Raw genomic sequence first — 16,332 nt, 5'->3', positions numbered from 1 at the left:
CTATGTCCGATATCGTCTGTTTAATACCATTAAAGACAGTCGCTGTCTGCCATAGAATGGTCTGGTAGCGAAACTGAGGAGACATCGCATGACTTTTACCGTACAGGGCATCACGATTCCGGACAGCCAAATGGCCCGCGACACCACTATGTTTATTCGCGATCGCGAATCGGATCTGCTTTTTCACCATTCCAGCCGGGTGTATTACTGGGCCGCGCTCGCCGCCAGGCGCCGGGAGATGAAGGTTGACCACGAATTACTTTACGTTGGCTGTATGTTCCACGATATCGGGTTGACCCACGAGCACTGTAGCTGTGATAAGCGGTTTGAAGTGGATGGTGCCAACGCCGCCCGCGAATTTATGCAGGGCTACGGTGTGACGCAAAGCGATATGGATAAAGTGTGGACGGCGATTGCGCTGCATACTACTCCGGGGATCCCGGAGTTTATGGCGGCGGAGATTGCAATGGTCACCGCTGGCGTGGAGATGGACGTCCTGGGGATAGACTATGATCGCTTCAGCGAGGCGGATCGCACCGCCGTCGTTGAGCAACATCCGCGCACGTCACACTTTAAGGAGGATATCGTTCAGGCCTTTTATGACGGGATTAAACATAAACCGGCCACCACCTTTGGCAATGTCAAAGCCGACGTGCTGCGGGACAAAGATCCGGCCTTTACACCGCTGAATTTCTGCCAGATTATTCGCGCCTCCCGCTGGGCAGGCTGAAGCCCCGTCCGCCTCATCCAGGCACGGTTAGCGCATGACCCAGTGCTGATGGCCCACCTGTTCGTAGCGGCGCTGCGGTGGGCTGTAGGCTTTATCACGAAACGGCGTGGGCAGTTCGTCATTGCCGGCTTCGCGCAGCAGATGACGCCGGGACGGGTCGGTTTTCGGGATCGCGGCAATCAGTTTTTGGGTATACGGATGCTGCGGGTTAGCAAAAATCGCCTGCCTGGGGCCGATCTCGACGATTTCGCCGAGATACATCACCGCCACCCGGTGGCTGATGCGCTCAATGACCGCCATATCGTGGGAGATAAACAGAAAGGCTATTTGCAGCGTGCGCTGGAGTTCGATGATCAGATTCACCACCTGAGCCTTTACCGAGACATCCAGCGCTGAGACTGACTCATCAGCAATAATCACTTTGGGGTTCATCGCCAGCGCACGGGCAATACAGATGCGCTGACGCTGGCCGCCGGAAAACTCGTGCGGGTAGCGATTGAGCACCTGGACGCTTAGCCCGACTTTCTCGATAAGCTCCTGCGATCGCGCCAGCGCCTGCTGACGGGTCGCGAGGCCATTTTCCAGTAGCGGTTCAATCAGCGTTTCCTGCACCTTCAGGCGCGGGTTCAGGCTGGCAAAGGGATCCTGAAAGATCATCTGGATATCCTGGCGCAGCCGTTTTTGCTGCGCCCGGTTGGCCTGCAGCACATTATACCCATTCAGCATCACTTCCCCGGACTGTGCCTCAATCATACGAATCAGGCTGCGTCCGGTGGTGGACTTGCCGCAGCCCGACTCGCCAACCAGTGAAAGCGTCTCGCCGGGCCACAGGTCAAAGCTGATGTTTTCGACGGCGTGAATATGGCCGGTCAGCTGGTTGAAAAAGCCTTTTTTCACGGGAAAACGGGTGATCAGGTTTTTGACGGACAAGACCGGCGGCGTTGAGGCTTCCGCCAGCGGCGGCTCAGGCGGATAGCGTAGAGTCTCACCGCTTTGCAGATTTACCGACGGGAATTTGCACGGGGTCGCCATTGCATCCATCTCGCCTGCGGCGGGAACCGAAGCCAGCAGCGCTCGGGTATAGGGCTGCTGAGGCGCGGCAAACAGCGTCGCCGTCGGTGCGCATTCGATAGCATCGCCACGAAACATCACCAGCGTATGGTCCGCGGTTTCCGCCACCACCCCCATATCGTGGGTGATAAACAGCACGGCGGTATTGTTCTCCGCCTGCAGTGTCTTAATCAAATCAAGAATCTGCCCCTGAATGGTCACGTCCAGAGCCGTGGTGGGCTCATCGGCGATCAGCAGTTTGGGCTTGAGCGCCAGCGCCATGGCGATCATTGCGCGCTGGCGCATGCCGCCGGAAAACTGGTGGGGGTATTCATCAAAGCGCTGGGCGGCGTGGGGAATACGCACCTTTTCCAGCAGGGCAATCGTCTCTTTTCGGGCCTCGCGTTTTGAGAGCCCCTGATGATGAATAAACACTTCCGCTATCTGGTGCCCAATGGTAAATGCGGGATTCAGACTGGTCATCGGTTCCTGAAAGATCATCGCCACTTCAGAGCCGCGGATGCGACGCATCGCCTCTTCAGGCAACGGTAACAACGACTGGCCGCACAACGTAACGCTGCCCTCGGTACGACTCTGGCGCGATGACAGCAGCCGCATAATAGCCATTGCGGTTACGCTTTTCCCCGATCCCGATTCGCCAACAATGGCCAGCGTTTCCCCTGGAAAGAGGCTAAAACTGATATTCCGTACCACTTTTTGCCAGCTATCACCGCGGCGAAAGGCGACCGATAAGTTGTCAACGCTCAGCACCGGAGAAGGGATTGGGGTAAGCATGAATCAGGACTCCTGGGCAAAAGGGGCTCTGGCAGACACAAAAACCTGCGGGGTGTAATCAAGATGACGATCGAACGGCCAGGTGTGGGTCAGCATGCGCCGACGCGGCACGCGCTCGATATCCTGGTCCACCACGCCTTGTGAAAGCGCCATCAGATTTGGGTTTGCCAACGGTGCCAGTTCGGGAGAGAGATAACCTGATTTCACCACCAGAATGTTGACCGCCTGCGGATCTAACCCGAGCGCGTGAAAATCGGCGAGGTCGTGGTAGGGACGACGGCGATCGGCCACCACGACGGTGATGCCCTCAACCTGTAAAACCGCCTGATTCGCGGTGCTATGCTGGCCGGCAGGCAGCAGATTTTTAACAGTAAAACGGGCGCTGACGCTTTCGCCTGTCGGATCAAGCCGGGCGCCGACGGTCAACGTTAGCTCTGCGCCAACGCCTGCGGCAAAGGCGGCTTGCGTAGCGGGGGCATCGGTAATACCGGCGACCAGGGTGGCGGTTGCCCGCTGGCGAAGCAGTTCGGCCAGCACGTCGCCGCGATCGCCTACGCCGCCGCCGGTCGGATTATCACCTGAATCGGCGAGGATCACCGGCGAGGTGGCGCTGTTTATGGCCTCAGTAACGCAGGCGGCAACGCTGTCGGTAGGGCAGCCGAAGACGAATGCTTCGCGGGCATCCCAGTATGCTTGCGCCAGTTTTGCCGCCTGCTGCTTCAGGATATTGACGTCGGTGCCGGTGAAGATGGCCGCAGCGGTGGCGCGAGGTTCATCAGCCCAGACGTAGCCGACCATCAGCGAGCTGTCGAGCACGCCATCGAGTTGGTCGCTGAGCGCAAGGGTGGCATAGAGGCTTTTTGCCGGTTCATCTTCGGTGCTAGTGCGTTCACCGGGCAGCATGACCGGTACCGGCGCCCAGACCACGCCGGGGCGGACGCCGCTCTGAATGCTGTTTACCAGCATAGTAACGGACCGGCGCATGGTCTCTTCAATATCGATATGCGGGGCGGTACGGTAGGTCGAATACATGTCGATTGCGTCAATAATGCGCTGGGTGACGTTACCGTGCAGGTCGTAGCTCACCGCTACCGGGCACGCATCGCCCACGCAGGCGCGAGCGGCGCTGATCCAGTCGCCCTCTGCATCTTCCAGACCTTCCACGTACATCGCACCGTGCATAGCCAGATACAGGCCGTCTATCGGCAGCGAAGCCTGCAGGCGGCTGAGAAATTCGGCTTTGAAATGCTCGTAGGTTTCCCGGGCTACGGGGCCGCCGGGAATTGCGCGGGTATGCAGCGTCGGCAGAAAAGTGGCCGGATAGTCGCGGAGAAACTGAAAATAGGGCGCCTCCAGCAGCGCATCACCTTTGACCGTGCGAAATTCACTCTCGCGAGTCAATACGGGGTTGAAGGTGCTGCATTCAATATGTATTCCGCCAACGGCAATTCGCATAGGGACCTCGTTAATATCCGGGAAAGAGAACGTGAGTAAGCGCCACGCTTGCGGCAGCGAGCGCCCAGCTGTCCTCTTCAAGCGGTCGATAGATAAGCGGTGTTTTGCCGGCCATCCCGGGCAGCAAATAGGTTTCGATAGCCTGTTGCATCACGGTGTTGAGCAGCCCCTGAAAACTGTCAGGCTGGTGCGCCAGCATAATGGCCGCCGGGTCGTTGTTCTGAATCTGATGGGAGATAGCCATACCCAGCGCGTCGCCGGCCTGATGTAAAATCTGGATCGCGCCGGAATGGCCTTTGCGGGCCAGGGCTTCCAGTTCGTTCAGACTGCCGGCTTCAATACCTTCCATCCGCGCCTGTTCGAAAATCGCGGTGAGAGAGGCAACCGTATCGAGGCAGCCGCGTTTGCCGCAGCGGCAGGGTTTCCCTGCCGGGACGAGGGTGCAGTGGGCTATCTCCCCCGCGCCGCCGTGTGCGCCGCGCCAGATGCGCCCGTGAATCACCGCTGCGCTACCAATACCGCTACCGTGGGAGATAACCACCGCGCTTTCCTGTTTGCGCAGGTGACCAAATGTCTTTTCGTAGGTCGCCAGCGCCCGGGTGTCATTTTCAACGATCACCGGGATCCCTCCCGTCGCCTGGCTCAGCAGATCCGCTAACGGTACCTGGTGCCAGCCCAGCAGAGCAGACTGTACGCAGACGGACTGACTGGCATCAATAAACGCTGAAAGGGCGAAGCCGATACCCGCCAGACGCTGGCGGGAAATCGTTGAATCGTCCAGTAGCGCGGCAATATCCTCTGCCAGTTGCAGAATCAGCTCCGGGATCTCCGACGCCGGTTTGCGCCGACGTTGGCATATTTTCTCGCCAACGGCGTTCATCAGTACCAGCACCAGCTGGTTATCGATCAGCGAAATGCCGATGGCATAGGCAGCGTCCGGGGCCAGCGACAGGGTAACGGAAGGTCGGCCCTGGCCGTTGGAGGCAGCAACATCACTCTCCTGCAGTACGCCTTCACTCAGCAGCTCTTTGACCAGCGCGCCAATGGCCGGTTTGCTCATGCCGGTTAAGCGCGCGAGGTCGGCACGGCTGGCGCCCTCTTCGCTACAGACCTGATGGACAAGGTGTTGTTGGAATTTGTTCAGCATAGTTACTCAGCCATTGCCCTTTTTTCTGAACATAATTGTGGGCAGGTTATTTGGCAATCAGTTTCTTTCAAAAAATAACTAAATGGTCACATATAAGTTAAATTTATTACCTAATTAAGCGCTAATCATGGCTAATATCACAGTTACGGAAATTTATTTTGTATAAAAACAAAACTTAATAGCAACATAACAACCACAACTGGTGACATAACATACGGGCAGGGGTGAGCAGATGAAGCGCTTTGTTTTGAATAAATATCGACTTGCCGTGCTGGCAGGCATGCTGGCAGCAAGCTGTACGGCGTCATTACAGGCGGCAACGCTGAACGTGATGCAGAATGAACCACCGCGCAGCATGGATCCCGGCGATCAGACCGCGACCTTCACCGATACGGTCCTGAGGCCGATGTACGAAGGGCTGGTGGACTTGACCCCGGATTATAAAATTGCCCCTGCGCTGGCGACGGCCTGGCAGGTCAGCGATGACGGTAAAGTCTGGACCTTCACCCTGCGTAAAGATGTCACTTTCCACGACGGTACGCCGTTCAACGCCGATGCGGTGGTGGCGAATATCCAGCGTCATATCGACCCGAAAGGGAGCCTGGCCGCCAGCTCGCGAATGCGTAACGTCATTGAATCGGTGAAGAAAATCGACGACGGCAGCGTGGCTATCACCTTGAAAAAAGTCTATCCCTCATTCCTGAACCTGCTTACCGGCGGAGCGGCGAAAATGGTCAGCCCGGCGGCGAATAAGGCGGGTACCCTTGGTCGCAAGGCTGACGGCACTGGCCCGTATAGGTTGCAGGAGTATAAAACCGGGGAGTACGTTCTGGAGCAAAAAAACCCGCACTACTGGGGGGAGAACAAGGGGCCCGAGCAGATCAAATGGACGTGGAGTTCAGAACCTTCGGTCATGAATATGGCGCTGCTGTCCGGCCAGGTTGACGTTATCAACCCGGTCCCTCCTCAGTTTGGTCTGCAACTGAAAAGTAACCCGCAGGTGAAACTGGAGCAGGGGGAAGGCGCCTCGGTATTCTGGGTGGCGCTGAATGTCGATCGGAAACCGCTAAGCGATGTCCGCGTCCGCCAGGCGTTAAACCTGGCGACGGATAAAGAGGCGCTGCTGAAAGCGGTTATGTTTGGCTACGCCTCAGCGGCTAACTCGCCGCTGGCTCCGGTCAATGAAGGCTATGATAAGTCGCTCAATGAGTACGCCTACAACCTCGATAAAGCCAAAGCGCTGCTGAAGGAAGCCGGATATCCCGATGGCTTTGCGATGAATATTGCCGTGCAGGGGCCCGATGCCCGTACCGCGCAAATTTTACAGGCCATGTGGGGTAAGGCGGGCATCAAGCTCAATATTCAGCAGATGGAGAGCGGCGTCTGGAGTAAAGCGGCCTTTGCGCCTTCGGCGGAAAAACAAGCGAGCCAGACCGATTCGGTTCTTGCCTCCTGGTCTTCCGGCCTGAACGGCTCGGATTTGCAGCTGCGTCCTCTGTACTACTCCCAGAGTGCCGCCCCGGTCGGCGCTAATCTCGGCTTCTATAACAACTCGCATCTTGATGAGCTGCTGGATAAAGCGGCCACCACTATGGATGACAAAACGCGCATCGCGGACTACGTGCAGGCGCAGAAAGTGATTATGCAGGATGCGCCGCACGTCATGCTGTACTTCCAGGACGATCTCTATGCCACTCGCGCCGATATTAAAGGCGTGCGCATGGAGCCCGGCGGCGAAATCATCGTGGTGAACGCGCAGAAACCGTAACGCAGGGTTTTTTCTGGAGTTGTTATGAAAGCTTATGTCATCAAAAAGCTGCTTTCTTTGCCGCTTATCCTGCTGGGGGCTTCCTTGATCGTCTTTCTGGCGATCAGGACTCTTCCCGGCGATCCCGCGCGTCTGATGGCAGGGCCTCAGGCAACCCAGGACGATGTGAGCCGGATGCACTCCCGCCTCGGGCTGGATGACCCGCTAGCGGTGCAGTACGGGCACTTCGTAGCAGGTATGCTAAAAGGTGATTTTGGCACATCGTTAAAATCCGGACAGCCGGTCTCCGCTGAACTGGGCGAACGCGTGCCTTATACCCTGGGACTGGCGTTGCTGGCATGGGTGATGGCGGTCGTTCTGGGGATCCCCATGGGCATGTGCGCGGCAATCTACCGCAATCATGTCGCCGATCATGTCCTGATGCTGGTGGCGATTGCCGGCGCGTCAATCGCCAACTTCTGGCTGGCTTTGATTGCCATGGATACCTTTTCGGTAAAGCTCGGCTGGCTGCCCCTGCTGGGGGCTGACGGCTGGAAAAGCTACATTTTACCGTCAATCTGTCTGGGGATTTTCCCGATGGCGGTGATGTCACGGATGACGCGATCGAGCATGGTTGACGTACTGGGTGAAGACTATATCCGCACTGCCAGGGCTAAAGGGCTGGCGCCTTTTTATATCTACTTCAAGCACGCCTTACGCAATGCCCTGATCCCGATAGTAACCATTATTGCCCTGAACTTCGGCAGCCTGATTGGCGGTGCGGTGGTGACGGAGTCGGTATTTAACTGGCCGGGGATTGGCCGCTATCTGGTGGACTCCGTGCGCTATCGCGATTATCCGGTGATCCAGGGGGTGACGATGATAACCGTGGCCAGCGTGGTGGTGATGAATCTGGTGGGCGAAATGATTATCGCCAGAATCAACCCGAAAATAAGGTTTGATTAATATGTCTGAAATCTCTCTCACCAAATCGCGGAACAGCGTCATGAGCGGCCTGCGCTGGGGAATCGATCACCCCTCTGTGAGTATCGGCGGATTTATCGTTGGTCTGATTGTCCTGAGCGCCATTTTTGCGCCGTGGCTAAGCCATTACGATCCTTACGCCCAGGATTTGCTAAACATCCTTTCAGTGCCATCGCCTGAACACTGGCTGGGAACGGATGATTACGGCCGCGATATCTTTTCCCGCATCATCTATGGCGCGCGAATTTCCCTGACCGAAGTGGTGGTCAGCGTGGCGCTGTCGTTGCTGATGGGGCTGCCGCTGGGGATCATGGCGGCGCTGTGCGGAAAAAGCGTCGACCACATCATTATGTGGGTGATGGACGTGATTTTTGCCTTTCCTGGCATCGTGCTGGCAATTTTGCTGGTGAGCGTGCTGGGGGCCGGGCTAATGAACATGCTGCTGGCGATTGCCATTTTCTCGGTGCCAGTCTATGCCCGCTTAAGTCGTAACCTGACGCTCGGCATTAAGAACATGGAATACATGGAGGCCGCGAGGGCGCTTGGTATCGGCTATCGTCGACAAATTATCCACTACATTCTGCGCAATACCCTCGGCCCGATTACCGTGCAGGCAACATTGACCGGCGGGTCGGTGATTCTGGCGGCCGCTTCGCTTTCATTTTTGGGAATGGGCGTTCAGCCGCCGATGCCGGAGTGGGGCACCATGATGAGCGACGGGCGCAATTTCCTCGGCATTAGCCTTGGGATCTCTCTGTGGCCTGGGCTGGCGATTGTGCTCTCGGTACTGGGGTTTAATGTACTTGGTGACGGCCTGCGCGACTTACTGGATACCCGCTTATGAGTAAAAGTGTACTGTGTCTGGACATTGGTGGCTCGTTTATCAAAAGCGCCGTTTCAGCGGCGGCAGGGCACATCAGCGAGACGCGCCAGCGCCCGATACCCACCGGCAGCTGGGCTGATTTCAGTGGCGCAGTGGCGCACATCGTCGCCGATTACGCAGACGCATTAGCGCCGGACAGCCCGGTAGCGCTCTCCTGCGCGGGCGTCGTGGATATCGCCACCGACCGCATACTTGCCAGTAATGTGCCGCCTTTTCAGGGCGTCAGTATCACCCAAACGCTGGGGGCGATGCTTCAGCGTCCGGTGGTGATGGCCAATGACGCCGACTGTTTTACCCTGGCGGAAGCCAGCTACGGCGCGGCTAAAGATTTACCGGTGGTGCTGGGTATTATTCTGGGTAGCGGCATTGGCGGCGGTATCGCCATTGCAGGAAATATTCATTATGGCAGCCAGGGGATCAGCGCCGAATGGGGTCACGGGCCTATTGTCCAGACCACGCTCCAGATCGCCGGGCAGCCGGTGGCCGTGCCGCGGCTATCCTGCGGCTGCGGTCAGCAGGGATGTCTTGACACATTAGGTGGCGCGAGAGGCATGGAGCGACTGCACCGCGTGCTCAGCGGGTATTCCCAGGACAGCCGGGACATTGTCGCCTCTGGCCTGGCGGGATACGAACCACAGGCTTTCACCCTGGCGGTGTGGGCTGAGCTGGTGAGTGAACCCCTGGCCCATGCGGTTAATATCCTCGGGCCGCATAAAATCGTGGCAGGCGGCGGGTTGGCTACAGAGGCGGAACTGCTGGGACTGCTCGATAAGGCGGTGCGACGTAAGGTGTTGTTGAACACCACGCAACCGCTGATCGTTGCCGGCCAGTATACGCGCGATGGCGGTTTAATGGGCGCATCGGTGCTGGGACGCAAACTTTTATAAGGGCAGGGTTGCAAAACGGTAATCCCTGTCTACGCTTAATCCTGCTTATAACGATGAAGGAGATAAACATGTGTACAAATTTGCACGACAACGCTCGCCGGTATGCAGAAGAGAAAAAATGAACGGCTCCTGCTAGCCTGCCGTCCCGCCGTTATTCATTCTGGCGGTGGTTAATCCAGCGGGCTGGACATACTCTAATTAAGCGCACCCATAGCCCGCCATCGGCGGGTTCTTTTTTTCCCCTCTCCCGGTCGTTTTTCATCAGCGAATTCAGCACCCTGCTGGCTTTACCTCTTGATTAACCTCTATGCCAGGCTAGACTAGCAAAAATAAGCATTAACTGACGGAGGTCTGGTGGACGCCATTAAGGGATCGGAATTGAACGTGCCGGATGCTGTTTTTGCATGGCAATTCGACGGGCAGGGCGGGGTTAAACCGCTGGCCGACAGTGACGCTATTGATAAAGATCACCCTTGCTGGTTGCATCTGAACTATACCCACGCCGATAGTGCCGAATGGCTGGCTTCCACGCCGCTGCTACCTAACAGCGTACGGGATGCCTTAGCCGGGGAAAGTACTCGCCCTCGGGTAACCCGGGTGGGCGACGGCACGTTAATTACGCTGCGCTGCATTAACGGCAGCACCGATGAACGCCCGGACCAGCTGGTGGCAATGCGCCTGTATATGGATGAGCGTTTAATCGTATCTACCCGGCAGCGCCGGGTGCTGGCGCTGGATGATGTCCTCGGCGATCTGCGTGAGGGTACCGGACCGGTGGACTGCGGCGGCTGGCTGGTGGAGATTTGTGATGCGCTGACCGACCACGCCAGCGAATTTATTGAGCAACTGCACGACCGGATTATCGATCTCGAAGATAACCTGCTGGACCAGCAGGTACCGCCGCGTGGTTTTCTGGCGCTGCTGCGTAAACAGCTGATTGTGATGCGCCGCTATATGTCGCCGCAGCGCGATGTCTACTCCCGCCTTGCCAGCGAACGCCTGCCGTGGATGAATGACGATCACCGTCGGAGAATGCAGGATATCGCAGACCGACTGGGCCGGGGCCTGGATGAGATAGACAGCTGTATTTCCCGGACGGCGATTATGAGCGATGAGATCGCCCAGATTATGCAGGAGGCGCTGTCGCGCCGGACCTATACGATGTCTCTGATGGCGATGGTCTTTCTGCCCAGCACCTTTCTGACCGGTCTGTTTGGCGTCAACCTGGGGGGGATCCCCGGCAATGAGTGGCATTTAGGCTTTTCTATTTTCTGCATAATGTTAGTCGTTATTATTGGCGGTGTTACATGGTGGTTGCATCGTAGTAAATGGCTGTAAATAATCGCTTTTTATCCGCGGTCAAAAGGTGTAAATCCGGTAATGTTTGAGCGAAATCAATAAACTGTCTACCCATTCGGGGCAATATCTCTCTCGCAGGTGAATGCAACGTCAAGCGATGGGCGTTGCGCTCCATATTGTCTTACTTCCTTTTTTGAATTACTGCATAGCACAATTGATTCGTACGATGCCGACTTGATTAAGTCGGCTTTTTTTTGCTCTCTGGTTACCAGCTTCTACGCTTAATGGGTGTACCCGCTCATTTCCCGGGAGAGTCAACATGCGCTATCAGCCCCTGACGTCAATACCCATCTCACCAGAACCTAACGACCCTACGCCGGTGCCCGATCCCCGGCCGCGCCCGCATCCGCTCCCCGATCCGCCGCCGGATGATGAACCGATTAAATTGTCGCATCAGAGGCGCAGATCTGCGAGGATACGCGCCTGCCCTTTGTGTGCCTGTTAATTCGAGAAAAAATTGTGACCGCTTTTTCAACACTGAATGCTTTACCCGCTGCCCAGCTTGCTAATCTCAATGAGCTGGGTTATCTCACGATGACCCCTGTGCAGGCTGCCGCCTTGCCCGCTGTTCTGGCGGGAAAAGATGTGCGCGTGCAGGCAAAAACCGGCAGCGGTAAAACAGCGGCATTTGGTCTGGGGCTGCTTCAGCACGTCGATGCAACCCTGTTCCAGACACAATCTCTGGTACTGTGCCCGACCCGCGAGCTGGCGGATCAGGTGGCGGGAGAGCTGCGTCGCCTGGCGCGCTTTTTGCCGAATATTAAAATCTTAACCCTGTGCGGCGGGCAGCCTTTCGGCGCGCAGCGTGATTCTCTCCAGCATGCGCCGCATATCATTGTTGCCACGCCGGGTCGCTTACTGGATCACCTGCAAAAAGGCACCGTTTCGCTGGATGCTCTGCAGACGCTGGTCATGGATGAAGCGGATCGCATGCTGGATATGGGCTTCAGCGAAGCCATTGATAACGTGATTCGCTTTGCCCCGGCCGAGCGCCAGACGCTGCTATTTTCCGCCACCTGGCCGGAGGCCATCGCGGCAATTAGCGGGCGTGTGCAAAATAATCCGTTAACGATTGAAACGGATGCCGTCGACGCGCTGCCGGCAATCGAACAGCAGTTCTTTGAAACCTCCCAGCGCGGGAAGATCCCGCTGCTACAGGCGCTGCTCAGCCAGCATCAGCCGGCCTCCTGCGTGGTCTTTTGCAACACCAAAAAAGATTGCCAGGCGGTTTGCGATTCGCTGAATGCCGCAGGGCAGAGCGCGCTATCGTTGCATGGCGATCTTGAACAGCGCGATCGCGATCAGACGCTGGTACGTTTTGCCAACGGAAGCTCTCGCGTACTGGTTGCAACCGATGTGGCTGCGCGCGGCCTCGATATTAAATCGCTGGAGCTGGTGGTGAACTATGAACTGGCCTGGGACCCGGAAGTTCACGTTCATCGTATCGGCCGTACCGCCCGTGCGGGTGAGAGCGGTCTGGCTATCAGCCTCTGCGCCCCGGAAGAAGCGCAGCGCGCCAATATTCTCGCAGAAATGCTGCAGCTGAAGCTGAACTGGATGAGTGCGCCGGCCAATGGCACGATCAAGCCGCTTCACGCCGAGATGGCGACGCTGTGCATTGATGGCGGGAAAAAGGCTAAAATGCGTGCGGGAGATGTGCTTGGCGCACTGACCGGAGACATGGGCTTTGACGGCGCCGATATCGGCAAGATTAACGTCCATCCTGCGCATGTGTATGTGGCGATGCGCCAGGGCGTGGCGCAGAAAGCCTATAAGCAGTTGCAAAACGGCAAGATTAAAGGCAAAAATTGCCGCGTCCGTTTGCTGAAATAAACCAAAACAACGCGTCTCAGAGATCGCTCTGAGACGCCGGTCGGTTACTTCACTTCCACCACGTTCAGGCGCAGTTCATCCAGCTGCACAGCATCGTCTTCCGGCTGCCAGCCGGCAGGTTGCAGCGGAATCTCTTCACGATCAAATGCCAGATCGCCGCCGTCAACGACTGCGGAATGATGGTTAATCCCTTTAAAGTCGAACAGGTTAGTGTCGCTCAGATGAGACGGCACCACGTTCTGCATGGCGCTGAACATGGTCTCGATGCGGCCAGGGTAGCGTTTATCCCAGTCGCGCAGCATATCGCCAATCACCTGGCGCTGCAGGTTAGGCTGCGAGCCGCACAGGTTGCACGGAATAATCGGGAAGCCTTTGGCCTGTGAGAAACGCTCAATATCTTTTTCACGGCAGTATGCCAGCGGGCGAATCACGATATGTTTACCGTCATCGCTCATCAGCTTCGGCGGCATGCCTTTCATTTTGCCGCCGTAGAACATATTCAGGAACAGCGTTTGTAAAATGTCGTCGCGGTGATGGCCGAGAGCAATCTTAGTCGCACCCAGTTCACTCGCGGTACGGTAGAGGATCCCGCGACGCAGGCGGGAGCAGAGCGAGCAGGTGGTTTTACCTTCAGGAATCTTCTCTTTTACGATCCCGTAGGTATTTTCTTCGACAATTTTATACTCGACGCCAAGCTGCTCCAGATATTCCGGCAGAATGTGCGCAGGGAAACCCGGTTGCTTCTGATCGAGGTTAACCGCGACCAACGAGAAGGAAATCGGCGCGCTTTTCTGCAGGCTGCGCAGGATTTCCAGCATGGTGTAGCTGTCTTTGCCGCCGGACAGGCAAACCATAATCCGGTCGCCGTCTTCAATCATGTTGAAGTCGGCAATGGCTTCGCCGACGTTACGGCGCAGGCGCTTTTGCAGTTTATCGATGTTATATTTTTCTTTCTTACTAATATCTTGATTTTGCAGCATTTAATAATGGCTCAATTCATAGTGTGGCACACGCACTCTGCTTGCAGCACGGCGGGTGTTCGCAATTAATGACGTCTGACGTTGATGAGTCTAAGTCTGTGGCGTGTATGGTACGGATTCGCGGGGGGGATGTCAGCACATTTCAGGTAGTTTAGCCTGACGGAAACTCAGATAAAAAGCCCGCCGTGGCGGCGGGCTGAAGCGCTTAGCGCACGACCAGCACGGAGCAGTCGGCATGACGAACCACGGCCGCGGCGTTGGAGCCGAGCAGATAGGTTGTCATATCCGGGCGGTGAGAAGCGATAATCACCAGATCTGCCGGAAGCGTTTTCGCCAGCTCCAGAATATTATCTTTCGGCGAACCTTCCTTAACATGGCAGTGCACCCGATCTTCAGGAATGGCAAATTTGGCCACGATCTCTTTCAGACGGGTTTCAGATTCTGCTTTAAACTCATCCATCGGCGGCAGTTCGGTGGTATAGGCCATCCCTAACGAGGCGTAATAGGGAAGGGATGGTATCACGGTCAGAAAGTGCACCTCGGCATCATCAATGCGCGCTTCCGCCTCAACGTGACATACGACGCGTTGAGTTAATTCTTTATCAGAAATATCAATGGGTACAAGAATTATTCTGGCCATAAAACCTCCTGTTTAAGTAACCGCTTAAAGTGTACGCCATTCGGCAGCGGAATGTACAAAGGCGGGTCACATTTTGGCTTTAGACACTCCGGCGTTCGGTAAATTTCCCCTTAATGACGCCATCATAAAACCGCCCTTTGGATACCACCTGCATAAAACTGCGATAAACACGTTCGGGCACATTCTCATACTGGCGCGTGGTGTTGTCGCGAAAACGAATTTCAAGGATGCCAGAGGCTTCGTCATAGGCAACGGAGGCGATTCGGGATGATTTAACCGGATGATGATGCATGGCAGGCGTCCTTTACGACAGGCTTTACCGGCAATATATCATTTATCGGGGAGCAGTTTTAATACACCAGGTATATTGTTTTGATTTGATTGAGGTTGTCGGTGGTGATGAGGAAAGACCCGCCGTTGCCGGCGGGCCTGCGCATCAGAACTGGTAAACCAGACCCAGTGCGACGATGTTATCGGTAGAGATGCCGTTATCTTTGTAGAAGCTGTCATCTTCGTCCAGCAGGTTGATTTTATAATCAACATAGGTAGACATGTTGCGGTTGAAGTAATAAGTCGCGCCGATATCCGCATATTTAACGAGATCTTTATCACCATCGGCAACGCTCAGGTCTTTACCTTTGGACATCAGGAATGAAACCGCCGGGCGAAGGCCAAAATCGAACTGATATTGCGCGGTGACTTCAACGTTCTGTGTTTTATTCGCTACGCCATTGCTGTTGCCATACGGCGTCATGTTGCGGGTTTCTGAATACATGGTCGCCAGATAGACATTGTTGGCATCATATTTCAGGCCGGTAGTCCAGGCTTCAGCTTTGTCACCGCCGGCGGTCGTTTGCGTGATTTGATCGTTGGTTCTGTCGGAGGACGTGTATGCGGCGGCGGCGCTGATGCCCATACCGAAATCATAAGACGTCGACAGACCAAAGCCATCGCCGTTTGAATTGCGCACGCTGCGGTCACCGTTGTTGGTTCCTTCACCGCTCCCGGCGTTTTCGTTTTTACCTTGATACTGCACGGCAAAGTTAAGACCGTTGACCAGACCGAAAAAATCGGTGTTGCGGTAGGTCGCTACGCCGTTAGCGCGGTTAGCCATAAAGTTATCCGCCTGGGAGTAAGAGTCCCCGCCGAATTCGGGCAGCATATCGGTCCAGCCTTCCACGTCGTACAGCACGCCGTAGTTACGGCCGTAGTCAAATGAGCCGTAGTTTGCGAATTTCAGGCCGGCAAACGCCAGACGCGTCCATGACTGATTGCTGGAGCTTTCGGTGTTGTTGGCCTGAACGTTGTATTCCCACTGGCCGTAGCCGGTCAGCTGGTCATTAATCTGTGTTTCACCTTTGAAGCCGAGACGAATGTAGCTTTGATCGCCATCTTTCGCTGAGTCATCGGAGAAATAGTGCAGACCGTCTACCTTGCCGTAGAGATCTAATTTGTTGCCATCTTTATTATAAACTTCAGCTGAATGGGCAGCGCCTGCAGTTAATAATGCAGGGATAGCGAGGGCCAGTACTTTTCTTTTCATTGAGATATTCCTTTAACTGTTTTTATTTTAGCTTCCCGTAAGGAAGTGAGCTCATGCTAAAGGAGAGAAATAATATATGATAAGAAACAATTGTTACGATATAAGTAAAATCTAAAGGAAATAATACCTTTGTCATGGTGATAGTTTTCATGAATATATTGGGATGAAATATATAAAATAAAAATTATACATGCCAGAGGCATTCGCGTACCATTCGATTGTTATATGCCTTTTATTGTCTTTAACTTTTATTATAACCGTCACGTATTCACGCACGTTATTATTTTGACGGTTAATAT

15 protein-coding genes are annotated in these 16,332 nt (G+C 55.5%); 8 read left to right on the top strand and 7 right to left on the bottom strand.

Going from position 1 to position 16,332, the window contains the following annotated elements; all coding sequences use genetic code 11:
* The first annotated feature begins 88 nt into the window (after positions 1 to 88).
* Positions 89 to 730 carry an HD domain-containing protein gene (locus tag ACMYSK_RS07940; protein ID WP_434641626.1) on the top strand — a complete coding sequence of 214 codons (642 nt, stop codon included), beginning with the start codon at positions 89 to 91 and terminating at the stop codon, positions 728 to 730.
* A 27-nt stretch (positions 731 to 757) separates the two neighbouring features.
* On the opposite strand, the gene ACMYSK_RS07935 is transcribed toward ACMYSK_RS07940, so the two are convergent.
* The 3 genes from ACMYSK_RS07935 to ACMYSK_RS07925 are packed head-to-tail and all read right to left on the bottom strand — an operon-like array spanning position 758 to position 5,177.
* Positions 758 to 2,575, bottom strand: coding sequence for an ABC transporter ATP-binding protein (locus ACMYSK_RS07935; RefSeq protein ID WP_434641625.1), 1,818 nt, complete (start codon positions 2,573 to 2,575; stop codon positions 758 to 760).
* Positions 2,576 to 2,578: 3 nt separating this feature from the next.
* On the bottom strand, positions 2,579 to 4,030 hold the full coding sequence (locus ACMYSK_RS07930) for a M81 family metallopeptidase (protein ID WP_434641623.1): 1,452 nt from the start codon (positions 4,028 to 4,030) through the stop codon (positions 2,579 to 2,581).
* Between the two features lie 10 nt (positions 4,031 to 4,040).
* Complete coding sequence (locus ACMYSK_RS07925) at positions 4,041 to 5,177, bottom strand: ROK family transcriptional regulator (protein ID WP_434641621.1); 1,137 nt, start codon at positions 5,175 to 5,177, stop codon at positions 4,041 to 4,043.
* Positions 5,178 to 5,409: 232 nt separating this feature from the next.
* Here ACMYSK_RS07925 and ACMYSK_RS07920 point away from each other — a divergent pair, with 232 nt between their 5' ends.
* The 7 genes from ACMYSK_RS07920 to dbpA all read left to right on the top strand — a co-directional run bounded on the left by ACMYSK_RS07920 (position 5,410) and on the right by dbpA (position 12,870).
* Positions 5,410 to 6,945 (top strand): ABC transporter substrate-binding protein, encoded by a 1,536-nt coding sequence (locus ACMYSK_RS07920; protein ID WP_434641619.1) that lies wholly within the window; start codon positions 5,410 to 5,412, stop codon positions 6,943 to 6,945.
* A 24-nt stretch (positions 6,946 to 6,969) separates the two neighbouring features.
* Positions 6,970 to 7,890 (top strand): ABC transporter permease, encoded by a 921-nt coding sequence (locus tag ACMYSK_RS07915; RefSeq protein WP_434641617.1) that lies wholly within the window; start codon positions 6,970 to 6,972, stop codon positions 7,888 to 7,890.
* Between the two features lies 1 nt (position 7,891).
* Complete coding sequence (locus ACMYSK_RS07910) at positions 7,892 to 8,752, top strand: ABC transporter permease (protein ID WP_434641616.1); 861 nt, start codon at positions 7,892 to 7,894, stop codon at positions 8,750 to 8,752.
* Positions 8,749 to 9,678, top strand: a complete 930-nt coding sequence (locus ACMYSK_RS07905; RefSeq protein ID WP_434641614.1) for an ROK family protein — start codon at positions 8,749 to 8,751, stop codon at positions 9,676 to 9,678. The genes ACMYSK_RS07910 and ACMYSK_RS07905 overlap by 4 nt, the downstream gene beginning before the upstream one ends.
* A 354-nt stretch (positions 9,679 to 10,032) precedes the next feature.
* The gene (gene zntB, locus ACMYSK_RS07900) at positions 10,033 to 11,016 is read left to right on the top strand and encodes a zinc transporter ZntB (RefSeq protein WP_434641612.1); all 984 of its coding nucleotides are present in this window, start codon (positions 10,033 to 10,035) and stop codon (positions 11,014 to 11,016) included.
* 280 nt (positions 11,017 to 11,296) lie between these two features.
* Positions 11,297 to 11,482 carry a proline-rich small protein YnaL gene (gene ynaL, locus ACMYSK_RS07895; protein ID WP_434641610.1) on the top strand — a complete coding sequence of 62 codons (186 nt, stop codon included), beginning with the start codon at positions 11,297 to 11,299 and terminating at the stop codon, positions 11,480 to 11,482.
* 14 nt (positions 11,483 to 11,496) lie between these two features.
* Complete coding sequence (gene dbpA / locus ACMYSK_RS07890; protein WP_434641608.1) at positions 11,497 to 12,870, top strand: ATP-dependent RNA helicase DbpA; 1,374 nt, start codon at positions 11,497 to 11,499, stop codon at positions 12,868 to 12,870.
* Between the two features lie 44 nt (positions 12,871 to 12,914).
* Here the strand turns inward: dbpA and ttcA are convergent, their stop codons facing one another.
* The 4 genes from ttcA to ompC form a co-directional block, all read right to left on the bottom strand.
* Complete coding sequence (ttcA, locus tag ACMYSK_RS07885) at positions 12,915 to 13,850, bottom strand: tRNA 2-thiocytidine(32) synthetase TtcA (RefSeq protein ID WP_434641606.1); 936 nt, start codon at positions 13,848 to 13,850, stop codon at positions 12,915 to 12,917.
* A 205-nt stretch (positions 13,851 to 14,055) separates the two neighbouring features.
* Positions 14,056 to 14,490 carry a universal stress protein UspF gene (gene uspF / locus ACMYSK_RS07880; protein ID WP_434641604.1) on the bottom strand — a complete coding sequence of 145 codons (435 nt, stop codon included), beginning with the start codon at positions 14,488 to 14,490 and terminating at the stop codon, positions 14,056 to 14,058.
* Positions 14,491 to 14,569: 79 nt separating this feature from the next.
* Positions 14,570 to 14,782 (bottom strand): KTSC domain-containing protein, encoded by a 213-nt coding sequence (locus tag ACMYSK_RS07875; RefSeq protein WP_434641602.1) that lies wholly within the window; start codon positions 14,780 to 14,782, stop codon positions 14,570 to 14,572.
* Between the two features lie 144 nt (positions 14,783 to 14,926).
* Positions 14,927 to 16,033: a porin OmpC gene (ompC, locus tag ACMYSK_RS07870; RefSeq protein WP_434641601.1), complete on the bottom strand. Its 1,107-nt coding sequence runs from the start codon at positions 16,031 to 16,033 to the stop codon at positions 14,927 to 14,929.
* Positions 16,034 to 16,332 lie beyond the last annotated feature (299 nt).

Source organism: Klebsiella sp. I138 (assembly GCF_051131765.1).
Lineage (GTDB): Bacteria > Pseudomonadota > Gammaproteobacteria > Enterobacterales > Enterobacteriaceae > Klebsiella.
This window is presented reverse-complemented; position numbering and strand designations above follow the sequence as displayed.

Coding starts and splice junctions, on each gene's coding strand:
- ACMYSK_RS07940 (WP_434641626.1), top strand. CDS start 89: ATGACTTTTACCGTACAGGGCATCACGATTCCGGACAGCCAAATGGCC.
- ACMYSK_RS07935 (WP_434641625.1), bottom strand. CDS start 2,575: ATGCTTACCCCAATCCCTTCTCCGGTGCTGAGCGTTGACAACTTATCG.
- ACMYSK_RS07930 (WP_434641623.1), bottom strand. CDS start 4,030: ATGCGAATTGCCGTTGGCGGAATACATATTGAATGCAGCACCTTCAAC.
- ACMYSK_RS07925 (WP_434641621.1), bottom strand. CDS start 5,177: ATGCTGAACAAATTCCAACAACACCTTGTCCATCAGGTCTGTAGCGAA.
- ACMYSK_RS07920 (WP_434641619.1), top strand. CDS start 5,410: ATGAAGCGCTTTGTTTTGAATAAATATCGACTTGCCGTGCTGGCAGGC.
- ACMYSK_RS07915 (WP_434641617.1), top strand. CDS start 6,970: ATGAAAGCTTATGTCATCAAAAAGCTGCTTTCTTTGCCGCTTATCCTG.
- ACMYSK_RS07910 (WP_434641616.1), top strand. CDS start 7,892: ATGTCTGAAATCTCTCTCACCAAATCGCGGAACAGCGTCATGAGCGGC.
- ACMYSK_RS07905 (WP_434641614.1), top strand. CDS start 8,749: ATGAGTAAAAGTGTACTGTGTCTGGACATTGGTGGCTCGTTTATCAAA.
- ynaL (WP_434641610.1), top strand. CDS start 11,297: ATGCGCTATCAGCCCCTGACGTCAATACCCATCTCACCAGAACCTAAC.
- ttcA (WP_434641606.1), bottom strand. CDS start 13,850: ATGCTGCAAAATCAAGATATTAGTAAGAAAGAAAAATATAACATCGAT.
- uspF (WP_434641604.1), bottom strand. CDS start 14,490: ATGGCCAGAATAATTCTTGTACCCATTGATATTTCTGATAAAGAATTA.
- ACMYSK_RS07875 (WP_434641602.1), bottom strand. CDS start 14,782: ATGCATCATCATCCGGTTAAATCATCCCGAATCGCCTCCGTTGCCTAT.
- ompC (WP_434641601.1), bottom strand. CDS start 16,033: ATGAAAAGAAAAGTACTGGCCCTCGCTATCCCTGCATTATTAACTGCA.